Raw genomic sequence first — 20,872 nt, 5'->3', positions numbered from 1 at the left:
ACCTAAAATTTATATATTCTTAGATGCCTATCTTAGTTGTTTTATGCCCCTGTCACTCCTTCCGCATTACGATTAATCTCATCAATAATCCCAATAATTTTTCTTGCATCGTCCATATTATCTTTGAACAATTCAACAATACTGCCAACTGATTTGAATGGTTCTTGTTGTAAGACTTTTTTATCGAGTGTTCCGTTCTTTATTACGTAATCAACAATGTGTTTAACAAATCGAATTTGGTTTAGATTTAACCGCTCCTCTGAAAGGAATTCGGAAAATGCTTCGTTGGCTGCTTTCGGATCCAAGCCAACAATTTGCCGAACTAGTTTTGTAATCGGCGTGTCACCAAAATCTTTTTCGTAATCTTCTCTCGTACCAAGTTCTTTCCAAAGTATATCTTCAAGCATTTTTACATCTTGGGCTGTTAGTGGTTTATTATGGTACAGTTTGTAAATCGCCATTTGGTCTTTATGTTCATTTAAATAATATTCTACTTTCTTCCGGTAATTTTGTAAATCATTTACATTGAACATCGAAGCGTTTTCTTTTACTTCAATCACTTCATCTTGGAAGTTTGTATAGTAAATTTTCTGAGTTTCTTTTTCGATAAATTTAATTAAATCTCTTAATGCTTCACGCACTTCATCTAACTCAAAAATATCAGCACTATCCCAAAATTCTTCTGTTAACACTTTATCAATGATGTGCTTTTGCTCCAATACTTGTGGGATTGTACCAAGTTTAGAAAGTGCTTCCGCCGTTTGAATGACGCTGCGAATTGGTTTTGTTGCATTGTTGGCTTGTAATTTTGCCAATTCAATCGTATACATTAATAAATCAAAACGTTTAGCAAATTCATCATCTTGGACTGGGACAATGATTGGTGAGATATGTTCTTTTATTTCATTCGTATCAAGAACTGATAATGAGATCCAATTATCCTTGTTTTTAAATTTCTCCACATATTGTAAATGTTGTCGGACACGAAAGTTTTCATTATCTAATGCAAGTATATCCCTCGTTACTTCATGGACTAATTCACTGCGATGTTTGATATATTCTTCTGTTTGATACTCAGTTCCTTGTAATTCACGGATAATATCCACTTTGGCATTGAATAGTTTTTCTGTCAGGCTTTTACCAACTTGAGTTTCCATTCCCTTTGGATTTTCACGGAAAAACTCAAAGTTTCCGCAATAGTCAAAGATGAGGAAATGCGTTTTATCTTGTCCAATTCCAAATAAATCTGGACAAAGCCGTGTTCCACGACCAATCATTTGCCAGAACTTTGTTTTCGAGCGAACCTTTTTAAAGAATACAAGATTAACCACTTCTGGTATGTCCACACCTGTATCAAGCATATCTACAGATACAGCAATTTGTGGCATTTTACTTTTATCTGAAAAGTCATCTATTAATGTTTGAACATATTTTATGCTATAATCAATGACTCTAGCAAAATCTCCACCATACTCTGGGAACAATGCGTCAAACCGTTCTACGATTCTTTCGGCATGGCGATGATTTTTCGCAAAAATAATAGTTTTGCCTAGCTTGTCTCCGCCTTCTACATGAATGCCTTTGTTCATTAAATCTTTCAGAACCATATCGATGGTGTTGTCATTAAAGAGCCATTCATTTAAGGCAGAGCTGTCAATATCTTCAGTGAAATCTTCTTCATCAAAGGTTTCTTCATATTTTTCTTTATCTTCTTCCGATAAATCATCGTAATGAATACCTTCTTCTAGAAACTTTGTCTTTGTTTCAATTGTTCGGTAATCAACTAAAAACCTATCTTTTACAGCTTGATCCAGCTCATAAGCATAAGTCGGAACACCATTTTCCATTTCAAACACTTCATACGTATTTTTATCAATTTCATCTTTTGGAGTTGCCGTTAAGCCGAGTAAAATTCCATCAAAATAATCGAAAATGCTGCGGTATTTTTTATAGATACTTCGATGCGACTCATCAATGATGATGAGATCAAAGTGTCCAACGGTAAATAGTTTTTTGCCATTTTTTCTTTTCGCCTCATCGATGGCATTCATCATCGTTGGATATGTAGAAAAGACGATTCGGCTTTCCTCTGGGTTATCCTTGTTATCTAAAAGATTGCATAAAGGTATACTTGGCAGTAAGTTATTAAAGTTACGATATGCTTGGTTTATTAAAGCTTTACGATCTGCTAAGAAGAGAACATTTTTCACCCAATTATGCCGAGTCAAAACATCGACAATTGAAATTGCTGTTCTCGTTTTTCCACTACCTGTAGCCATTACAAGAAGTGCTTTTCTTTGATTACGACTCAATGCATCACAAACAGATAAAATGGCTTCTTTTTGATAATAACGGTTACTAATATCATCATTTATTTGTACATTTGATAATGGACGCTTCATTTGGCGACGTTCGATTAACAAACTTAGTTCTTCTTTATTGTAAAATCCAGAAACTTTTCTTGGCGGATACTGATCATGCCAAATATACGTTTCAAAGCCGTTCGAATAGAAAATCACCGGGCGAACACCTGACATTTTTTCGATACAATCAGCATAAAGTTTGGCTTGTTGGCGACCAATTTTTGGATCCTTTGACGTTCTTTTTGCTTCTACTACAGCAAGAGGCTTCCCATTATCTCCAAATAAAACGTAATCTGCGAATCCTTTACCTTCTTTGTTTGGCATACCTAGTACTGGATATTCTCGAATGATATCTTTATTAAACTCCCAACCGGCAAGTTTCAAATCTAAATCGATATATTTTAGTCTTGTTTCAAATTCATTTAATTGATCTACTTGGAAATTATTTTCTTTCGTGTTCTGTTCACGTTTTTCTGTGACCTTTTTACGAAGATGTTGATTTTCCTTAATAATTTCTTCAAGTTTCCGGTCCTTCGCACTTAATTGTTCATATAAATCTTGTAATTCTTTCGGGCGAACCTTCTTTTCTTCACCAACCGGAAGTAGGGATTCATCAAATTCCCCGGCCGTAAATTCATCAGAATAACAGTAATCAATCCACGCAATAAATTGGAATAGGTGATGAAGAGATAAAACCGCTTCATCACGGGTGATGGGGGCATTCGTATGAACCGCTTGATTGCCGAGTTTCACCACATACTTCATCATCGGCAATAAATCTTCATCAATAATTCCTAAAAACTCTCGATCGTGAATCAAACTGGAAAGGTTATCCTGATAAGGAACTTTCAAAGCACTGTCATAACTATAAACCCACTTCACAGCCAGCTCCAGCGCTCGACGAGACTGAATCGCACTGACAGCTGGGCTAACAACTAAGCCTTTTTCAGCTTCAAAACAAGCATCAGCAAAACTACGATACTGTTTTTTCCCTTTTAAAAAGCTGAAGTTAGACACATGAACACCTCCTTTGATTAAAGGTTAGAAACTTTTTCTTCGGTAAATAATTCGCCTTTGAAGGCACGTTGCATAAGGGAATTATAATTTTCTTCTAGCAGCTTTAACCCTTTATTTAGCAACTCTCTTCTCTCTAATATATTTGATATTATTGAGGCAAATTTATCTTGCAAATCTCTTGGTGGTATATAAATCTTTATCCTTTTTAATTCTTCAGCATTGATATTCGCCATACCCACTATATTTTTTGCCATTGAATAAAGTAGAGTTTTTCCGTATTTAGAATTTAAAAATCCAGATATAAACTCACTATTTGCCTTTTCATTTGGTACTAGTTTAACTAAATATCCAGCATAGGCCATTGGTAATTCTTCACGGTAAACAGCAGTTTTGCCTACAAGTTCCTTACTATTTGTCCTATTAAATAATAAATCACCTTTATGAACCAAATATTTCTCAGCTTCTGAATCATCTAAATCAATATATTTCATATCATTAAAATCTAGAAACCCATTATAGGTAATGTTTCCCATTCTTAATATTGGATACTTTCCTTTATTTTCACTTGCCTTTTTACTAGTTCCATATTGTGTTTTTAAAGTAATGTCCTTAATGGTTCCTACTGGCCAATTTTTAGGGTTCTTATATGGATCCCCAAACATCTCCAAAAACACACTTTGCGTTAATTGGTCTAATGCTTCGATTTGGGATTTACGCTTACTAATTAAATATTGAGCTTTATCTAACACTTCTACAATTTTATTCTGAACTTTTAAATCAGGTAATGGAATTTTTGCTTCTGTTAAATAACTCAATTTTATATACTTTATAACCCCACCAATAGACATTTTGCGTAATTTTGAAACGTATCGTTCCATAAAATAATAAAGATACTTAACATTCAGTGTTTTTTTATCTAATGATTCTAAAATATATGTTCTTTGATAAGCATCAAATTTTCCATTATAATATTTAACATTTAAATCGCCATTTCCTGCTACTAGCACACATTCACAATCATAGGTATAACTGTTTATTTTTAGAGCTTCCCTAGAGCAAGTAAAAAAAGGATACTTTCCATTAGGATCATTTGCATTAGCATCTAATTTCCCTGTTCTAATTTTAACTAAAGAACCAAGCGAAATGATTTTCACTTTAATAACTCCTCCAGTTCTTCCAAGCCTGCAATTATTTCATCTTCATAGGATTTTATCTTTTTAATTATTTTCTGCGGCTCCTCGTATTCAACTTCATCATACTCAATCTCTTTATACTTATTAATCGACAAATCATAGTCGTTTTCCCGTAGTTCTTCAACCGGTACAAAGAAGGATTGTTCTGTCCGTTTCCTTTCTTTTTCTGCTTCTAAATTGTTAAATCGTTTAATAATGTCCGGTATATCATTCTCTTCAACTGGGTTACGCTTGTCGTCCAACGAAAAACCATCTGCTTTCATATCATAGAACCATACGTTGTCTGTACCACCTGCACCTGTTTTTGTGAAAATCATAACGGCCGTGGATACCCCTGCGTATGGTTTAAACACTCCGCTCGGCATGGAGATTATGGCTTCAAGTTTATGATTATCAATAATCTCTTTCCGGATAGTTTTATGTGCTTTTGAACTTCCAAATAACACACCATCTGGAACAATGACGGCAGCCCGACCACCCGGTTTTAAAATCCGAATAAATAATGATAAGAATAATAATTCCGTTTTCTTGGTCTTAGCGATTTTCAACAAATCGTTCGAAACCGCTTCATAATCCAACGATCCTTTAAATGGTGGATTAGCTAGTACTAAAGTATATTTTTCTTTATCTTTATTAATCTCTGAGAGAGAATCTCGATAGTCAATATTTGGATTATCTACACCATGAAGCATCATGTTCATTGCACCAATACGAAGCATCGTCCGGTCCATATCATTTCCGTAGAACATGGTGTTATGGTAATGTTCTTTTAAGCCTTGAACAAGGAACAGATCATTGTGATGTTTACGCAAGTATTCGCTTGCTGCAACTAAAAATCCAGCTGTCCCCATAGCAGGGTCAATTATTATATCCTCTGGTGTTGGTTTCATGAGTTCTACCATCATTTGAATAATATGTCTAGGCGTACGGAACTGTCCATTTGTACCCGACGTTGATAATTTTGAAAGTAAATACTCATATAAATCCCCTTGAACATCACGATCAGTCGCTGGTGGTAAATTGTCAATTCCCTCCACTATTTTTGCTAGCATATTTGCTGTAGGAATTAGGAACATCGCATCGCCCATGTACTTGGAGTATGCTGAATTATCTTTCCCATGTAAATTCTTAATGAAAGGAAAAACTTCATCGGAAACAACACGATGCATTTCTTCTGGGGATCCGAGCTGTTTAAAACGGTGCCAGCGCAAGTGTTGTTTATCTTCTGGAAAGACTCCTTCAAAAGGAATGCCTAAAATTTCCGCTTCCTTCTCTTTAATTGTTTCTGCTTCATCTAAACTTTTTATAAATAATAGATAAGTAAATTGTTCGATAACAGTTAGTGGATTTGTAATTCCACCTGTCCAAAACGTTTCCCATATTTTATCAACTTTATTTTTAATTTCCCCTGTAATCATCTAACTTCCTCCTGCTGCATCTAATATATCTTCATTATACCTATTTATCTCATTTTATTAAAAGGATAATCTTGGAGACCTATAACTATTTGCCCAATTGATTAATCCAAAATATCTTAAAAAATTTTAAAATCCTATTAAAATACATTGAATCGATAAGTATAATGTTTCAGAACAAATCGGTTAATCTAAGATTTTTTTATTTCGGTTATATTTTTTTATAAAATTCCTTTTTCCTAAAGGGATTTCTCTATATAAGAGTGAACCATCCATCAAAACTTTCAACAGAAGAACATTCACAGCTAACTAATTTCTTATTTGAGTATAGAAGAAATCGTTACAATGGAAAGGGAAATACCTATAAACATCGCATTGAAGAATATTTGTACAAAGTCAAATAAATAGTGTAACCCAATAAAAAGCGAGAACCGCAGAGGTTACGTAACCATTCACATTGTTGGTTATGTAATTCTGCGGATTTTTTTTATATTGAAAAATTATAAAAGGGAGAGCGATAAATCATGAATAGATCAGAAAACACCGTTGAGCGAATTTTTGCAGATACTTCGCTCACTTTCATGGATGTTATAAATTCCATTATTGATCATAAAATTGAAGAACTCGTCAATAATGCTAGTAAGGTAAACACTGCTACATCTCAAAAAGACGAGAAGGAGTATGATTCAAAATGAGATGTGCAGTATATGTTCGTGTTTCTACCGATAAAGAAGAACAAAAAGATTCCTTAAAATATCAGCAAGAACTGTTTTATAATTATATAGCGGAAAAAGGTTGGGATATTTACAAATTTTATATTGACGTTGAAAGCGGGACGACGGCAAAAAGAGAAGAACTTCAAAAACTTATTGAAGATGCTCAGGCTAAGAAGTTCGATATCATTCTTGCTAAAGAGTTATCACGCCTTGCCCGCAATGGAGAATTATCCTATAAAATCAAAAACTTATGTGAAAACCAAGGGATTCACATCATTACATTAGATAATGCGATCAATACATTAACAGGGAACACTCATATGTTTGGCCTTTATGCATGGATGTACGAACAAGAATCTCAAAACACGAGTAATCGTGTGAAAGAGACATTAAAAACTCGAGCAAAAAATGGACTTTTTAAAGGTTCGAATCCTCCATATGGGTATGAAGTAAGAGATGGAAAATTGTATATCCGAAATGATGAAACACCAAAGATTGTTAGACGAATTTTCAAAGAATATTTGGAAGGAAACGGACGACAAAGTATTGCAAGACGGCTATATAACGAGGGAGTTCCAACCCCTGCTCAAATAGCTGGAAAAGCAAACGCAGGAGATAAGTGGCATGATTCTACCATTAGATGCATCTTAACAAATCCCCATTACGTTGGGGATCTTGTTCAAGGAAGAACAACGACAGTAAGTGTAACAAGTAAAAGAAGAAAAAACGTTCCTAAAGAAAAACAGTTTATTATCAAAAATGCACATGAGCCAATTATATCTAGGGAAACGTTTGATGCTGTCCAAAATCAATTAGAGCAGAGAAGAAAATATATTACAGCACCCAAGATACATCTTTTTACTAATGTTCTCTTTTGTGCCGATTGTGGTACAGGTATGTGGTTCCGAAGCAATCGAGACGGATACATTTGTGGGGCTTATGCGCGTCATGGAAAAAAAGCTTGTACCGCCCACACAATAAAAGAGGATTTTTTAAAAGAAACAATTCTAAATGACATAAAATCCTTAATTCATCAAATGGACAAAGAGCAATATATAAAGAAGATGGAGAGAAAATCGAAAAGTACAAAATCGAATTCTCAAAAGAAAATCAATAAGATTAACAAACAGATGGATGTTTTAAAAAATCGAAAAAGGAAATTCATCAACCTGTTGGCTGACGGAATGATCACACATGAAGAATATCAAGAGAGTATTGAAGCAACGAACAAGGATTTAACTGAATTAATGGAACAGAAAAATGAACTTCTTTCATTGATGGAAAGCGAGGATGTAATCGAAACGATTGAAAAGCTCAAAAAGGAATTACTTCAATTCCTAAATTTCGATGAATTAACCGAGGATATTCTCCATCGACTGATTAATCGAATCGAGGTAAAAGAGGACGGTACACCAATAATTCATTACCGGTTTACCACACCAAAAATTGAATAGAGGCAAGAAAGAAACCTTATCTTGCCTCATTTTTTCATTTTAAAACTATCTGCGAAACGCACTCCACATGCATCGTCATCGGGAACATGTCTACCGGTTGGACTTCCAAGGTTTGATAGCCGCCTGCTTCCAATATACCTAAATCCCGAGCCAATGTTGCCGGATTGCAGCTTACATAAACAACCCGCTTCGGTTTCATTTCAATAATTGTCTTAAGCAACGCCGCATCGCAACCTTTTCTTGGCGGGTCCACGACGATAACATCCGCATGAATTCCTTCCTTTGCCCAATTTGGAATCACGGTCTCAGCCTCTCCCACCGTAAATTCCACATTCGTTATCCCGTTCAAATCAGCATTCTTTTTCGCATCATTAATTGCATCCGGGACTACTTCCACCCCGTACACCTTTTTTGCCTGTTGTGCCAAGAATAACGAGATCGTTCCTATTCCGCAGTATGCGTCAATGACAATTTCTTCACCGGTAAGACCTGTATATGCCAACGCCTTATCATATAAAACCTGCGTCTGTACCGGGTTCACTTGGTAAAAGGATCGTGGTGAGATAGCAAATTTGACATTTCCGATATAATCATATATCACATCTTGCCCCCAGAGCACCTGCGTTTTTTCTCCTAAAATCACATTCGTCCGCTTCGGATTTACATTATGGACAATCGATTTAACATTCGGTAATGCAGCCACAATTTTTCCAACAATTTCCTCCCGATGGGGCAATTTTTCCGTCCTCGTGATAAGGACAATCATTAACTCGTCCGTTTTCCGTCCGAAGCGCGCCATAATGTGCCGCAACACCCCGGTATGCGCTTCTTCGTTGTATGCCGCAACTCCAAGTTCACTACAAATTTCTTTTACAATCTTAATCGCATCATTAATGGCCTCCATGTGAATAACACTTTCATCCGTATCAATAATTTCATGGGTGCGTGGTTTATAAAATCCGGTAATCAACCGTCCATTCCTCTCACCAACCGGAACTTGCGCCTTATTCCGATAATGAAAAGGTTGCTCCATACCAATAATCGGATGAATATTCACATCTTGCAACTTTCCGATTCTCGTTAGTGTCTGTTCCACCAAGTTTTGTTTAAATTGAAGCTGACCTTCATAAGACATATGATGAAGTTGACAACCGCCGTATTTGTGCATGTCCTCTTTTGGAATCTCTACGCGGTACGGACTTTTTTCCCTAATTTCGATCAATTTCCCATAACCGTAGTTCATTTTCACATTTAAAATTTTAATTTGCGCAGATTCACCCGGCAGCCCACCCGGAACAAATACCGGGAAGCCGTCAATTTTTGCTACCCCTTGTCCTTCATGGGTTAAATCAACAAATTCTACATCTATGTAATCATTTTTCTTTACTGGTATTGTTTGACTCATTTTATCCACCTTTACTCCTCTGTTTTTCATCCATCTGCCTGTTATCAAGTAAAACTATATCAAAAATAGAGGGGCAAAGGAAATAGCTAAACAAAACCAAATAACCTATCTAATTAAGGCTTAGTTGTTGGTGTCACATAAGTCAGTTCATTATAGGGAATGATGAAACTTAAGGGTGAATGCTAAAAAATGTTAAACGGAGATTTTTGACCTTTTATCGCTATTCTTTGTGGTTGGTTAATGACAGGATTCGGGCAAATATATAACGGTCAATTATTAAAGGGGCTTTTATTCGGAATCCCCAATACGACTATTAATTTTTATGGGCATTTAAATGAAGCCCTGTTGTACGCATTTTTAGGTGATATTGAAAAGTCGCAAACGATATTAAACTACCAATGGATTTTATTTTATCCAGCTATTTTTGACATATCACATTGGGATGCATATGAAGTTAGTTATGAAATTCAACGAAAATGTGCGCCTCCTGTTTCACACAAATTGCCTTTCATTTTATCCGGAATGTTTGCGACGGTGGGGGTAATTTTTTGGTTCCAAATACTTTCCCGGACCTATATATTTAGGGCTTGGCGGTTACCTGGTTGGCGGCTTAATCGGAGTCATTCTTATTAAATTAGGTAAACCTTCTTGAAGTCAATTTCACGCAGCATTCATTTTTAAGCCGGCTTCACTCTTATTTTTTAACTATGAGACAAAACCGTTTCAAACTTCGAGGCCACTGAAAAAGGTGCGAAATAATCTTGCTAAGTACCGTATTTTGATGTATTTTTTGGTTTTATCATACTATATATTGTGTTAGTGAATGTAATCAAATAGTTTTTCAGTGACCTCTCAAACTTCGGCAGTTTTGCCTCATAGGTGGACTCTTATCTGAACGCGGTGGGGCTTTTTTTAATTATTTGAAGTGATATACCCCATTGAACTGCTCTAAAAGACAATTCGATGGCGGTTTTCTCATAAAAATCGGCTCACTTCTGAACGCGATGGAACATTATTCAATCATTTGAAGTAATGTGCCCCATTGAACAAACTCTATAAGACAACCCAATGGCAGTTGTCTCATCGATCGACTCGCTTCCGAACGTTGCACATGTTCATTTACAGTTATTCCCTTTTCTCATTCATTTTTCGTTAACTGCATGGCTTTTTTAATATCTTTAAATGAACTGGATTTCCCGTACAAGAGGACGCCGCCTTTATAAACTTTTGCCCCGAAAATAGCGAATAAAATAATGGTAACCAGCAAAATGACAATTCCAAGGATCGGCTCCCAAATCGGTAAATTTAGCATTCCCACCCTCATAAACATCAGCATGGGCGTAAAGAACGGAATATAAGAAGTTACTGTAATAAACGTCGCATCCGGCTTCACTAGACCGAACATGGCAATCATAAAACCGATAATCAGCAAATACGTCATCGGTGTGATTAACTGATTCACATCTTCAATCCGACTAACTAACGACCCTAAAAACGCCGCTAATGTTGCATACAAGAAATAACCCAGCAGGAAGAAAACAAAAGCATACACAAGGGTCGCAACCGGAACATCACCGAACCCATATACATCAAAAAAACCGCCCTCCATTGAATCCATATTTTGTTTTAATGAAAAATAGGCGACTCCTAACATGAGAGCAAGTTGCAATAACCCAAGCAAGCCGACACCTAAAATTTTCGCAAACATCTGCTTGATCGGCGGCACACTGGAGATTAAGATTTCCATGACCCGTGATGATTTTTCGGTAGCCACTTCCATCGCAATCATATTCGCATACATAATAACGGCAAAATAAATAACAAATAAAAGTACATACACTAATCCTCTCGCCTGGCTTAGCTCTTCTTCGGTCTTTGCATCTTTTTCCAATGCAACTTTTTTCAGGGAGACAGGCTCGTACAATTTCGTAAGCTGTTCTTGAGATAAGTTCATTTGGGTTGCAGCCATTTGGGTCTTCATCTGCTGCAGTCCATTTTCCAGCGATGATAACAATGAGGTATTAGAAATGGTTAATGATCGATAAACCGCTGCCGGCAAATTCTCTTGATTATTGGAAAGAACGAGTACACCATCAAAGTCGCCGTTTTGAACCTGTTTATCAGCCTTTGTTTTATCCCCGGTAAATTTTTTCAATTGAATATCTTTATCGATTGCTTTTAACTGATTTTGAAATGGGTCAAACAGTACCCCGGTTTCATCAATAACCGCAATTTTTTCCCCTTCTTCTCCTTTATTAAAGAAATCAATAATATTAGTAATATTCGCCAGCAGAACAATAATCAGAAGAGTAATAACCGTTGTCACGATAAAAGACTTGGTTTTTAATTTAGTTAAAAAAGTATGAAAGAAAATGATCCAAAACTTATTCATAGGAAGCACCTACTTTCTCAATGAAAATATCATTCAAAGAAGGTTCCTCCAGGGCAAATTTCCGAATAAACCCTCTTCCTACAATCTCCTGTAAAATGCTGCCGGCAACCTCTTCACCTTCAATTTGCAGTTGAATACCTTCTGGAGTGACAGACGACTTACGAACACCCGGGTATTCTTTCAAAAAACTTACATCAAAGTCTGCATGAATGATTAAATTTTTCTTGCCAAAGGACTGTTTAATTTCCTTTAAAGAGCCTTGAAGTACAGTTTTTCCTTTATTCAAGATACATAAATTCTCACATAATTGTTCGACATGCTCCATTCGGTGGCTGGAAAAAACAATTGTTGTACCGCTTTCCTTTAAATCTAAAACAGCTTGCTTTAATAGCTCGACATTGATCGGATCGAGCCCGCTAAATGGCTCATCCAAAATAAGTAAAGATGGCTTATGCAGGACGGAAGCGATAAACTGAATTTTTTGTTGGTTCCCCTTCGACAGTTCCTCCACTTTTTTATCGGCATAGTCAGGAACTTTGAACCGTTCCAACCATCTCCCCAACTCCTTTTCAGCCTCTTGCTTACTCATTCCTTTTAATCTAGCTAAAAAAATCAATTGCTCTTTAACCTTTTGTTTCGGATAAAGACCACGTTCTTCCGGAAGATAGCCAATGTTGTCACTTGTTGAATAATCAACCGGCTTTCCATTCCATGAAACATTTCCGGAACTGGCATCCATTAAGCCTAGTATGATTCGAAAAGTTGTTGTCTTTCCCGCTCCATTCGCGCCTAAAAAACCAAAAATCGTCTTTTCAGGAATCGAAAGCGACAAATCATCAACAGCTGTATACTTTCCAAATCGCTTTGAAACATGCTCGATTTCTAAAGCCATGTCCTTCCTCCTTTAAGCAAAATAAAAAGCTTGTCACACCTTTATTTTAAGGTGTTTAACATAATAAAGGGAAACTTCTATTTTATCAGTGTCGTTTTCCACCACCCGTTCGGACCAAGTTCTCACATAATAAAGGGAAACAGCAGAAAACGGTATCCTCACTGATTATTCGTACCCAAATCAGATGTGTGCTGCGGGAATCCCTTCCCCACTTGTGTTCCTCTTCGAATGAATCATCCGGTGAAAGTACAAGATTTGCCGTTAAAGGGGAATTTTCCCAACCTTAAAATAAAGCCGTGACAAGTTATAGATTCATTAATTGTTGCTTAATATCATTATAACAGAAGGTGGAGACGAAAAAATAGGAAAAATCGGAAAATATTTCATTGTGGTTTGGGCAATAACCAAAAGCGGAGCCTGACATTTTTCCCCACTTTGCGGACGCCACTGAAAAAGTTCAAAATAATCTTGCTAAACACCATATTTAGATGTATTCCCAAGTTTTATTATACTATATATTGTGTTAGTAAAACTTTTTAAATAGTTTTTCAGTGGCCTCCACTTTGCGCCGTATGACGTATTACGTTATCCATGGCACTGACTTTTTTCTCATCACTCATTTTCGGTTTCGCACCGTTTCTCAATCGATAAAAGAGGAGCCTGGCCCCACCGTATTACATTCTCAAATACAGGGGGACAGGCTCCTTTTTAATTAATCTTCTACGATTTCTTTCCGATTTTTCTTCAATAGTTTTGAAAGTACTTCATAAACGATTGGTACGATGACCAACGTCAATAACGTTGAACTAAACAGACCACCAATTACGGTAATGGCCAAGTCTCTTGACATGAGACCCCCATCGCCTCCAATTCCAAGTGCCATCGGTAACATAGCACCAATCGTCGCAATCGCCGTCATTAAAATCGGGCGCAGACGGGTTGCACCGGCTTCTAGGATGGCTTCACGCATTGCTAAGCCTTCCCGTTCCTTGTGAATAATTCGATCCACAAGAACAATGGCGTTTGTAACAACGATTCCGATTAACATTAACAATCCCATCATTACCTGTACCGAAATGGTATGTCCGGTAATATATAGACCGATGAATGAACCAATAACGGTAAAAGGCAGTGAGAAGAGAATGGCGAACGGTGCCATGCCTTCACCAAACGTTACCACTAAGATGAAGTAGACGATGGCAATAGCTGCAAGCATGGCGACACCTAATTGTGTAAAGGTTTCAGCCATATCTGCCGCAACACCGGATACTCCTGTTGTAACACCTTTTGGTAAGTCAAGATTTTCAATTTTTTTATCAGCTTCAGCATTTACTTTTGAAATATCCTTACCGATAACTGTCCCTGAAACGGTTGCGTAGTATTCACCTTCTGAACGAGTTAATGTATTTAATGTCGTTCCTTCTTCTACATCCACGAGTTCGGACAAAGGAATCTTCGTACCAAGCGGTGTATTTATTGGCGTTTTTAATAAATCTTCTACCGTATCCGGAGTTACTTTTGCATCTCTTTGTATCACAACCTCAATTTCATCACCATCATTTTCAACCGTTGTTAATACTTCCTTATTTCCGGCGTTAGATAATGCCATGGCAATCTGGGCTGTGGTTAAGCCGTACTGAAGCACATGATCTTGGGATACTTTAAAGACATTTTCCACATATGGATCTTCAATATCTGATGTGACATCCTCCAAGTCTTTTATATCAGATAATTCTCCTTCAACTTGTTTGACGGCTGTCATTAAATCATCCAAATCTTCACTATAAATCGTATAGCTTAACTCATTGGAGTTTATACCACCTGTACTAAAGTTTTGTGATGTCCATTCACCTGACTGATTTAAGTTTGTTACATAATCTTCAATTTCTTTTCTTACTTCAGGGAAATTTTCCATATCTTCATCAAAGATTATGTACATTAATGCCCCATTTCTGCCACCCATCATCATGGAAGCGGCATCGACATTTTTAGAGTCATTAATGGACAACTGTAAAGATTCGATATCATCGCGCTTTAATAATTTCTTTTCAACTTCTGCGACATTGGCTTCGGTTTCTTCTTTTAACTCACCCGCTTTAGGCGTATACGTTATAAACATCATCTTCTCTTCAGAAGAGCCCAAGAAACTGAATCCAATGAGAGGTGTGAGTGCCAGTGACCCGGCTAATAAAACCATAGCGATCACCGATGTAATCACTTTATGATTTAAAACTTTTTCTAAAACGCCTTTATACCATTTTGCAAGGGTTCCAAGTCCTTTATGGCTTTTCTCTGTTTTTTCACCATACAGTTTTTTACGGAATAAAGTGTGTGACAGAGTTGGCACGATGGTAATCGCAACAAGCAATGATGCACCTAGAGCAAAAGTTATTGTTAAAGCAAATGGCATGAACAATTCGCCAACCATTCCGCCAACAAATATGAGCGGTGCAAAAACAGCGACTGTAACTAATGTAGAAGACAAAATTGGCCTAAACATTTCAATTGTTGCTTCTCGAATTAAGGCACGGCCGCGTAGTTTTTCATCTTTTAAATGCAGACGTCGGTAAATGTTTTCCACAACGACAATTGAGTCATCAATTACCCGTCCGATCGCAACCGTTATTGCACCTAATGTCATAATATTTAAAGTAATACCCAGCCAGTGTAACAGCAATAAAGCCATTAAAATGGAAACCGGAATAGATATGATTGAAATAATAGTCGATTTCACATCGCGTAAAAACAGCAGGATGATAAGGACGGCAATTAATCCGCCAAATAAGGCTTTTTCAATCATTGTGTATACGGATTGTTCAACCGGTTCTCCTTGGTCAAGTGTTACATCCACTTTTAAACCGTCAATTTTCGCTTCTTCATCCTTAATTAAATCTTTTACAGCGTTAACTACAGTGACAGTATTGGCTTCTTGACCTTTTACAATTTGAATGGCAATCGCGTCTTTCCCATTCGTCCGGGAAATTGATTGAACTTTACCGACTGTCTCAATTTTTGCAATATCACCAAGTTTTACAAATGGAACCGGGTTTTCAGCAGTCGGTGTGACAGGGATGAGCATTTCTTTCAGTTGATCAACCGTTTTTATATCACCGTCAATGGCAACAGCTTCTTCTCCCTCTTTAAACTCATAAAGACCTAAAGACAGCGCCATGTCACTCGCTTTTACCATATCTTTTACAGTATCTTCCGAGAGTCCCAGCGCAGCCATTTTTTCTTCATCAAAATTGAACTCCACTTCTTCAATATGCTGCCCGGTAATTTCAGCGGAAGCCACACCATCAATTTTTTCAATCTTAGGTAAAAGAATATCCTCAACTGTTGATGTTAATTCGACAATATCTTCTTCTGTACTGCTAACCGAAAGAGCAAGAACCGGCATCATATTCATATTGATCGCCATAATCGTAGGCTGCTCGACTTCTTCCGGTAATGTGACATTATCGATGGCTGATTCCAGCTGACGTTTCTTTTCATCCATATCTACACCATAATCGTACTCGATCTGAATCTGCGAGACATTGGATGATGAATTTGAATAGACGGCTTTAACATCTTCCAATCCTTCTACCGCTTTTTCGATTGGCATAGATACTTCATTCATCACTTGTTCAGGAGTGGCACCCGGATAAACCCCCATAACAATTAAATACGGGATAGATATGTCAGGAATTGACTCCATTTTCATTCGTGTACCCGAATAAATACCTGAAGCGATTATAATAATGGTTAGTAACCACACCGCCAGTTTATTTTTCAGAACAAAATTTACTAAGCCTTTCACAATTCCACCTACCTTAAATTGACATTTTTTATATATTTATTTATAATAATGACTAATCGGTCATTTGTCAAATAAGGAGTCCTTTATATGTCTAAAAAACAATTAATTATAGAAAAAGCAGTTGAATTATTTGCTGAAAACGGTTTCGAGTCAACATCTGTTCAACAAATAACCGAACGTTGCGGCATATCAAAAGGTGCTTTTTACCTTTATTTTAAATCAAAAGATGAATTAATAATTGGTCTAATTGATTATTTTTTGAGTAATATCATTTCCGATATTGAACAATCGGTCAGTAATGAAAAACATACAGACCGATTACTTTATAATTTTGTCTATGTTACTTTAAGCGAATTTAAAAAACATGCAAAGTTTGCAAAGCTTTTTTTAAAGGAACAAGTTTTTTCCTATAATAATGATTTGTTTAACAGACTGCAGATGTACATGTCAACGCTCAATCATATTTTACTTTCCATTATTCAAAGACAATTTCCAAAAAAGAATCCGGATATGCATTTTGAACTTCTCTATGCAGTTAACGGATTATTAAAAGGTTTTACAGAGTTATTTTTAATTGACGAATTTCCGGTCGATTTAGATCGATTGTGTCATTCGATAGTTGAAAAGATCACCATCATTGCCGACCATTCGACTATTTTGGTTTTCACTCCTGAATATTTAGGAAAAATAAATTTTCACTTGGATATTTCAAAAGAGGAAGTACTAAATAAGCTAGAGGAAGTAATACAGGAAACGAGCGATGATCCGATTGTCCGTGATTCTTTATTATTGTTAAAAGAAGACTTAGAAGATCCACATTTAAACGAAGCGATTATTCAAGGTCTTTTGAAAAATATTCGGACAAACACACAATGCAGATGGGTCGCTTCTATTTATGAACTGTATTTAGAGGGATCCATCCGCGCGACTTCAAGCGAATAATTAACAGCCTTTATCAGGTGACCAGAAGCCAGAAGCCCGCGAAAGCTTATTGACCAATCGTGCAAGTGCGCAATTGGTCAATTTTTTCATAGGTACACGACAGTCAAACAAAATGGTATGGGTCGATTTTTCATCGTACACGATAGTCCAAAAAAAAGCGCTATTGGTCGGTTTTTCCTCGTACACAATAATCCGTTGGCCGATTTTTTACATAATACACATATGTTCAATGAAACTTCCATCCGCGGGGGGTTCCTACGGGTGGTAGTTGAACCAATAGAACAGATACGCGCAGTTGATTTCCGTTAAAATATTGAGAGGAAATCGTACTGCTCGTTAAACAAATAATTTTCGTCCATAATCCTCATCGATTACAGTTTTAAAACATCAATTTCTTATGTTTTTACCCAATCGATTTAGGTGAAACTAGGTAAAAAGGGGTGTGGACGAATGGAGACTTTTCTTTTTCTTTTCCTTGGATTTGCTTATCTTTGCCTATTCGTATGGGAGCTCTTACAAGTAAAAAAATACGGGATAAGGAATGACGCCAATTTCCTTATTCTCGTCATTTTCGGGCTGGTTTATGATAACCTCATCATTGCATTTGGCCGTTTTATCGGAGAAGGCAATACACTGGAAGATTTGAGCAAAATTCGGTATTGGTTCCATGCCCTGTTCACGCCTACGCTTATTCTTTTTGCTTGGAATGTTTTTCACAAGACCGGTCTGCTTTCAACCCGGCAAACTCTTTGGAAATTACTAGCCTATGTGTTAACCATCGGATTCATTATATATGAACTGCTGACTTCAATTATAGGAAAGAAACTTGAGCCCAAATGGGAAGACGGTGTTTTAACCTATGAAAATGTGACTCAACCCGGATTCCCACTCATGGTCATGGTCGTTACCCTGGTCCTTGGTGCAGTTGGCGTTTTACTAATGAAAAAATTAAGATTTCCGTGGCTATTCATTGGCACTGTTGTCATGCTTCTTGGTGGACTACTGGCCAATTGGATAAAAAACTTTCCGATAATGAATGTTTTTGAACTTCTTTTTATTGTTTCCTTAGTAATGACAAAACATTTCCAATTTCGAGTTCATTAAGTTATTTTTATCCGGTACTCATCACTTGATGCTTTTTCATGGCGACACAAATGATAGCGGAAAACAAGAGAAATTGTATAATATAGGATATTAAAAGCAAAGTACAAACCCGGATTCTACTGACACTACTTCGTGATATATTCACAAAAGACACCGACGAACTCATACACTCTATTCGTAAATGTATCCACTACTTACTAGAGCTGGAAGATAAACAAACAAGCATTGAATTTTTAGAAACGATGATACGATATGTTTTCAGTGCTGCAAGATACTTAACAAAAGATGATATGAATAAAATAAGACGGGAAACTAAAACAACTTTTCCAGAGGGGACCAGTATTTTAAGAGAAGAAGGTATGGAAAAAGGGATGGGAAGAAAAAGGAATTGAACTGGGGCAAGCAAAAGCATTATCTAAAATCGCTCTTCAACAGATGACAGAAAAATTTGGTGTATTGCCTAAAGAACTGACAGAAAAAATTTCGAAACTGGATGTCATAAGCTTGGAATTAATACTAAGTAATATTTTTAATTATACTAGTTTGGACGATGTTAGAAAGTTTATTTCTTAAGTGCTTATCACTTCACCCCCCAGTTCAGTGGTATGGACTGGGGTTCCTTCTTTAATTTTGGCATTTGCCTATCATGATGAACTCCCCGTTTAGGCTTCCTTTAAGGTGTATTGGTGATAGCCTACCACTTACCGGGATAGACACCGTTTTAGTCTTCTCTTTTCTCTTCCGTATTGTTCTCCTCCCCGCTGCGAATTCCGTACTGAAAGATGGTGGGATTTTTGCAATAGCTTGCCCGCGTGCCCGAGCCCTTAATTGAAAACTAAGTCCTAAATATATGAGTGAAAACATTGCAACCATAGCTAATCCGGCAAATAACCCAACACCCTGACCCGGAATTAAAGGCATGCATACAAGCACTAGAATCATACTGATCAAGGTAATCCACGACGTATACGGAAAACCCCGCATTTGGCAAATACCATCCGGTGGACACCCATTTCTTTGTCGAAAACGGATATGGGTAGCCATTATAATCCCATATGTAAAAATTAAGGAAAAGCCGCCTGTTGAAATTAAAACTAAGTATACCCGCGGAAACAAAAGACCAAAACTGAGTCCGACAAGCATGGCCATTCCGGAGAATAAAATACCCCGGTAAGGAACGTCTTTTGTATCTTTTAACCATCTCGGTGCATACCCTTCATCAGTCAAAGACCTGATCATTCTACCTAAACCAAATATCGCCGCCATCACCGCTGAAAGGATAGCTGATATTAAAACAAGATTCAATACCGACCCTGCCCAAGTAATTCCCCATCTGTCCAATGAAGCAACAATGGGACTCACATTTTCATTCAGAGCTGAAGTCGGGATTAGTGGCAGTATTACAGCAGCATAAATGACATATAGTCCTACAAGACTAAATACCGTGTAGCGAATCGCTTTTGGAATGGTTTCCCTTGGATTCTCTGCCTCAGAAGCAGCTAAACCGATTACCTCAAATCCAGCATAAGCAAAAATGACCAATAACATACTGCCTGCTATTCCGCTAATTCCGCCTGCCATAAAAGGCTCATTTGCCAATTCACCAAGACCGATAGGATTTGCTCTCGGAAGTACTCCAAATATTAAAACGAATGCAGTCAAAATAAAGAAAATAATCATAAATATTTTTACACTTGATAAAAAGCTTTCAATTTTCCCCAGTTTTTCGACACCAAGGAGATTGAGTAGAGTAACGCCAACAATAATCAAACTTCCCATAATTGGAATTGATACATTTGGGAACCATTCCCGTAATAAGATCGATATGGTTGTTGCTTCACTGGACATTGAAAGGACGATTCCGGTCCAATATATCCAGCCCACGATAAACCCCATTCCTTGCCCGAGTTCTTTTGCCGCAAAAGTACTAAAAGATCCTTTTTCCGGGCTGGCGACCGTCATTTCAGATAAAGCATATAGAATAAAATAAACTAATATTCCCGATAAAATAAATGAAATAATAATCGAGGGGCCGGCTGCATTCATTGCTACTGATAAACCAAGGAAAAAAGACCCCCCGATCACACTTCCTAATGACATTAAAGCTAATTGCCATGCTGAAAGTCCTTTACTTGTTTTTTGCATAAATCAATCACCCATTTTTTATTTTTTCTTAC

The 20,872-nt window shown here is 36.9% G+C and carries 13 protein-coding genes; 5 read left to right on the top strand and 8 right to left on the bottom strand.

From position 1 onward, the window contains the following. Nucleotides 1–41: 41 nt before the first annotated feature. From NSQ14_RS03260 to NSQ14_RS03250, 3 genes are read right to left on the bottom strand one after another with little or no spacing between them, the layout of a single operon-like run. Entirely contained in the window at nucleotides 42–3,380 is a 3,339-nt protein-coding gene (locus NSQ14_RS03260) for a DEAD/DEAH box helicase family protein (RefSeq protein ID WP_346216860.1), read from the bottom strand. Nucleotides 3,381–3,397: 17 nt separating this feature from the next. Then, nucleotides 3,398–4,534, bottom strand: a complete 1,137-nt coding sequence (locus tag NSQ14_RS03255; RefSeq protein WP_346216859.1) for a restriction endonuclease subunit S — start codon at nucleotides 4,532–4,534, stop codon at nucleotides 3,398–3,400. Continuing rightward, nucleotides 4,531–5,991 carry a class I SAM-dependent DNA methyltransferase gene (locus NSQ14_RS03250; RefSeq protein ID WP_346216858.1) on the bottom strand — a complete coding sequence of 487 codons (1,461 nt, stop codon included), beginning with the start codon at nucleotides 5,989–5,991 and terminating at the stop codon, nucleotides 4,531–4,533. The genes NSQ14_RS03255 and NSQ14_RS03250 overlap by 4 nt, the downstream gene beginning before the upstream one ends. A gap of 521 nt (nucleotides 5,992–6,512) precedes the next feature. Here NSQ14_RS03250 and NSQ14_RS03245 point away from each other — a divergent pair. Beyond that, a complete protein-coding gene (locus tag NSQ14_RS03245; RefSeq protein WP_162835916.1) occupies nucleotides 6,513–6,683 on the top strand; it encodes a hypothetical protein in 171 nt (56 codons plus the stop codon). Beyond that, nucleotides 6,680–8,158 (top strand): recombinase family protein, encoded by a 1,479-nt coding sequence (locus NSQ14_RS03240; protein ID WP_346216857.1) that lies wholly within the window; start codon nucleotides 6,680–6,682, stop codon nucleotides 8,156–8,158. The genes NSQ14_RS03245 and NSQ14_RS03240 overlap by 4 nt, the downstream gene beginning before the upstream one ends. Nucleotides 8,159–8,192: 34 nt before the next feature. Here NSQ14_RS03240 and rlmD read toward each other — a convergent pair whose 3' ends face one another. The 4 genes from rlmD to NSQ14_RS03220 form a co-directional block, all read right to left on the bottom strand. Then, nucleotides 8,193–9,563, bottom strand: a complete 1,371-nt coding sequence (rlmD, locus tag NSQ14_RS03235; RefSeq protein ID WP_346216856.1) for a 23S rRNA (uracil(1939)-C(5))-methyltransferase RlmD — start codon at nucleotides 9,561–9,563, stop codon at nucleotides 8,193–8,195. Between the two features lie 1,138 nt (nucleotides 9,564–10,701). Then, nucleotides 10,702–11,955: an ABC transporter permease gene (locus tag NSQ14_RS03230; RefSeq protein WP_108897534.1), complete on the bottom strand. Its 1,254-nt coding sequence runs from the start codon at nucleotides 11,953–11,955 to the stop codon at nucleotides 10,702–10,704. Then, complete coding sequence (locus NSQ14_RS03225) at nucleotides 11,948–12,847, bottom strand: ABC transporter ATP-binding protein (protein WP_041844896.1); 900 nt, start codon at nucleotides 12,845–12,847, stop codon at nucleotides 11,948–11,950. The genes NSQ14_RS03230 and NSQ14_RS03225 overlap by 8 nt, the downstream gene beginning before the upstream one ends. A 712-nt stretch (nucleotides 12,848–13,559) precedes the next feature. Continuing rightward, nucleotides 13,560–16,649: an efflux RND transporter permease subunit gene (locus NSQ14_RS03220; protein WP_346216855.1), complete on the bottom strand. Its 3,090-nt coding sequence runs from the start codon at nucleotides 16,647–16,649 to the stop codon at nucleotides 13,560–13,562. 87 nt (nucleotides 16,650–16,736) lie between these two features. Between NSQ14_RS03220 and NSQ14_RS03215 the strand changes: the two genes are divergently transcribed. The 3 genes from NSQ14_RS03215 to NSQ14_RS18850 all read left to right on the top strand — a co-directional run bounded on the left by NSQ14_RS03215 (nucleotide 16,737) and on the right by NSQ14_RS18850 (nucleotide 19,268). Next, complete coding sequence (locus NSQ14_RS03215) at nucleotides 16,737–17,591, top strand: TetR/AcrR family transcriptional regulator (protein ID WP_346216854.1); 855 nt, start codon at nucleotides 16,737–16,739, stop codon at nucleotides 17,589–17,591. Nucleotides 17,592–18,041: 450 nt separating this feature from the next. After that, nucleotides 18,042–18,695, top strand: coding sequence for a hypothetical protein (locus NSQ14_RS03210; protein WP_346216853.1), 654 nt, complete (start codon nucleotides 18,042–18,044; stop codon nucleotides 18,693–18,695). A gap of 387 nt (nucleotides 18,696–19,082) precedes the next feature. Then, nucleotides 19,083–19,268, top strand: coding sequence for a DUF4351 domain-containing protein (locus NSQ14_RS18850; RefSeq protein WP_368976681.1), 186 nt, complete (start codon nucleotides 19,083–19,085; stop codon nucleotides 19,266–19,268). A gap of 51 nt (nucleotides 19,269–19,319) precedes the next feature. Here the strand turns inward: NSQ14_RS18850 and NSQ14_RS03205 are convergent, their stop codons facing one another. Continuing rightward, nucleotides 19,320–20,840 (bottom strand): amino acid permease, encoded by a 1,521-nt coding sequence (locus NSQ14_RS03205; protein ID WP_346216852.1) that lies wholly within the window; start codon nucleotides 20,838–20,840, stop codon nucleotides 19,320–19,322. Nucleotides 20,841–20,872: the final 32 nt, after the last annotated feature.

Origin of the sequence: Caldifermentibacillus hisashii (assembly GCF_039654145.1) — a bacterium.
Lineage (GTDB): Bacteria > Bacillota > Bacilli > Bacillales > Caldibacillaceae > Caldifermentibacillus > Caldifermentibacillus hisashii.
This window is presented reverse-complemented; position numbering and strand designations above follow the sequence as displayed.